Source organism: Photorhabdus hainanensis, from assembly GCF_018448965.1.
GTDB classification, from domain to species: domain Bacteria; phylum Pseudomonadota; class Gammaproteobacteria; order Enterobacterales; family Enterobacteriaceae; genus Photorhabdus; species Photorhabdus akhurstii.
On the sequence record NZ_RCWD01000081.1, the window covers coordinates 1 to 3357 of the forward strand.

3 protein-coding genes are annotated in these 3357 nt (G+C 43.9%); all 3 read right to left on the reverse strand.

Annotated features, from left to right (window positions below):
- Positions 1-139: 139 nt before the first annotated feature.
- A complete protein-coding gene (locus tag EAE92_RS23750) occupies positions 140-547 on the reverse strand; it encodes an antirestriction protein (RefSeq protein ID WP_214069824.1) in 408 nt (135 codons plus the stop codon).
- Between the two features lie 582 nt (positions 548-1129).
- Positions 1130-2020 carry an integrase domain-containing protein gene (locus tag EAE92_RS23755; protein WP_214069825.1) on the reverse strand — a complete coding sequence of 297 codons (891 nt, stop codon included), beginning with the start codon at positions 2018-2020 and terminating at the stop codon, positions 1130-1132.
- 390 nt (positions 2021-2410) lie between these two features.
- Positions 2411-2689 carry a hypothetical protein gene (locus EAE92_RS23760; RefSeq protein WP_214069826.1) on the reverse strand — a complete coding sequence of 93 codons (279 nt, stop codon included), beginning with the start codon at positions 2687-2689 and terminating at the stop codon, positions 2411-2413.
- Positions 2690-3357 lie beyond the last annotated feature (668 nt).

Genomic DNA, 3357 nt, shown 5'->3' on the forward strand with positions numbered 1-3357 from the left:
AGCGTTTCTGGCGGGAAAGTCTGGAGAGGGGGTGTTCTTAACATGGCGGCAAGCTCCGTTGAGTGAACGGAACTTAATTAAAACAAAGTGCCGGATAAAAAACCAGCACTTTGTCAATAATCTGAAAAGCAGATAATATTTAATCAATAGCCGCGAGTATTTTTTTAGCTTCTGAATGCCCACGAGCATAACCATACAAAGCATGAAAGGCTTTAATATCGTCGTTCTGCTCACTGAAATCTGCCAGTTCATACAAAGAGAATAGCGTCACCGTGATGCCAAAAGCCTCCGCTGACATGATCCCCTCAAAACCATTATCCTCAACAAACACACGGTATTGTTGTTGAAACGTCGGAACGGCATAAAAAATGCCATTTGACAAAACACGGCCCTCCCAGAAATCGCCCTGATACCCGGGACATAACCGAATGGCCCGGCGAAAAAACATTTTCTTTAACAACGCCTCAAGCCAGCTTTGTGTCGAAAACAGTTCTTCAAACCGGACAGATTTCACCGATATTTCCGTTGATAACGATAAAGTTTGCATCATATTTCCTCGAATGAAAAAAACGAGGAACACTCTCCCTGTATCAGGGAAAAGTCTTCCCCGTCAGGGTGGTAGTCAGAATGGGTATCACGGTATTAACCGCTTATCCGGCAGGTAGAAAATCTCATGACGCCAGTCACCGCAGTCATTATCATCACTGCTGTCAACAGGGGTCAAACAGGTTTCCTATACGTGGTTCGCTTGTACGGGCAGACTCGTGAGTCTCAAAGCCGCATTTTATATTTCCTATTAGCAATCCTCCTGATGACTGAGGAAGATTGTCGCCCATCGGGAAACTAAACGCCTCCACTGGGTCAGTAAAATTGCACCTTCATCACTGATGAGTGATACCCGTTTTCAAAGGATAAACGGGTGTACCGCCCAAAGGCGCCACTTTACAGGCTACAGTGGCATTACAGGTCACTCGAAAGCGTCAGTCTCAGACCCCCTGACATTAAGAGCAGTCACCCGAAAGCGTTCCTCTCAAACTGCAAGAACATTGACAGTTGTTCAAAAACAACAAATAAGCCAATCTATGCTAAACAGAATACTTTTCTTATTCAAGCTAAATCCAAAAACAGATTAATCATGGCCACTCTGTCTATTATACACACGGGCAACATAATGCCCGCGTCCATCCCCATGCCCTAAATCCATTGAAACCATCGCTTCCGCTTCTTTTCGACTGAATCCTTTCGACAAATGATAATTTATGGCCTCAACAGCATAAGCATAACGCAAACTGTGTGGCGAAGACTTTCCGGTTAACCCCGCTTCCCTGACGATATTCCGGTAACGATCAATGGCCGAATGTAAATTCGGCTTATCAATCAAACGACCCTGATTTTTATTGGCATACTTTATTGCCGCCCTGACTGCCTGGATCACTTTATCCCGATCAACCACCGTCGTGTCACGGGGACGTCCTCCTTTTGTACCAAACACCACCCTCACTCTTTCATCCCCACGCAATAAGGCTTTTTCCCACGTTTTTAATGACTTTGCCGCCTGAACCGCTTCTTCCGTTCGCAGTCCCAGATAACGAGAAAGTTGCATAGCCGCAGCTACCCCTTCATCTTTCCCCCGGACCACAACAAGCGTCGTGTGATAACGCTCATCCGAAATCGCCATCTTAGTCCCCTCCCGGCTGGCGCCAGATAATCCGAGCGCATGATTACTTAACCGTTTGTGATGAGGGTTAGCTAATTGAGATCTTCCCGCCATAGCGAATATCGCCCGAACAGCCGCCATCTCATTTTGTAACGTGCGCTTTGAAATATTCTCTGACTTTCGGCTATCAATATATTTTTCAATATGATTAATTTTCATATTCTTAATATCACGGATTTGAATATTTAATATCGCCATGCTTTCTGCCAGACGTTTGGCTATTTTCATTCTGTCTGAAACGGTTTTAAAACTGCCGCCAGCCTGACGGGCCAATGTGACTAACTGTTTACTCAACTTTGACATTCAAACGATTTCCTTTTTAACCCACACGACACCACCGCTTGTAACCTGACGGAGGCAAGCAATACAAAACAGTATTCTGAATGTCATCTCTCAACCCCAACGGCACGGTTTGATTTGCGCTTCCTGCGGCTCGACTGATATCTGTGCATCGGGGTGGCGAAATGTTGAGTTCTTACGAGGCACCCCAGCTCTCTGAGCTGTTCGCGGTTTACACCGTCCTGACCGTTGTCAGACTACCTCCAACGCCAGTTTTCACTGACGTCGCCATCAATATCGAGTCGATTGTTCTCCTTCTTCTGAATATAAAACGTCAACATGATTGTTTTTCACTCAAGACGTTAGGGTAAGTGGCAGTCTTCAAACTATCCTGACCCATGTACTACGTGTCGATCAGACGGTAGAAGACGTGGGGAAAGCTTGTATTACGTGGCTTGGCAGGCTGTACGCTGGCAGCGTCACTTGGTTTTCGTTATCACGCCAACAAGTGACGCCGCCCATTTCTTCTGGACCCAATGTGCTGTCCGCAAAATAGCCAATAACCTGTCGAATCTGGCAACAGTCATCCGGACTGCTGAACGAAACCACCCAGGCAAGCGTAGAAAGCAAAATGAACCGTAGGTTGTTGTTTGAGGATACTGGCAAGTCGGAAAACTGTCTGTGAAATTGCACCTTCATCACTATCGTTAGTGATACCCGTTTTCAAAGGATAAACGGATTTGCCGTCCGAAGACGCCATCTCTCAGGCTACAATGGCATTGAAATCAGTCACCCGAAGGCGTTCCTCTCAGACTGCGGGAACATTAACGATCGCTTACGCGACAACGAATACTGCCTTAAATTAATCAAGGTCCATTTCAAGGTCAAGAAAGCTTTTCATACTGTATAGAATAATCATTTATGCCTTTCAAAAAGTGAGCAAAATGACAGGCCGAACAGTTGACACAAAGCAAGACTGGCATAAATCCGCACTAGCGATCTTTGTCTCCTTAAGGTTCATGATTTTTTCCACTCTGTGAATGAATTACGAACACCTGCTTCTGATGATTATCTCCCAATCCGCAATAGCATAGTTCTGCCAACTGAGCTAAAAGTTATCATCCAACCTAATCAGAAAAGGTCATTACTTATCACAAATTAAAAATAACTGTCACAGTTCAAGTCATTCAATGCTGAAATCAATCATCATAAATGTGATTATTATCACATTATTAAAATAAAACCATAAAATTAATTTGAAATTATTAATGCTGGTTATTAAATGATTAATATTAATCTATTTTTTATACAATGCTGTTACAAAATAATCACATTGGCCTGTTTTTTGCCTTGTCATATAA

Bases quoted from the DNA above. Each gene is read 5' to 3' on its own strand.
- EAE92_RS23755 (WP_214069825.1), bottom strand. From the start codon at position 2,020: ATGTCAAAGTTGAGTAAACAGTTAGTCACATTGGCCCGTCAGGCTGGC.
- EAE92_RS23750 (WP_214069824.1), bottom strand. From the start codon at position 547: ATGCAAACTTTATCGTTATCAACGGAAATATCGGTGAAATCTGTCCGG.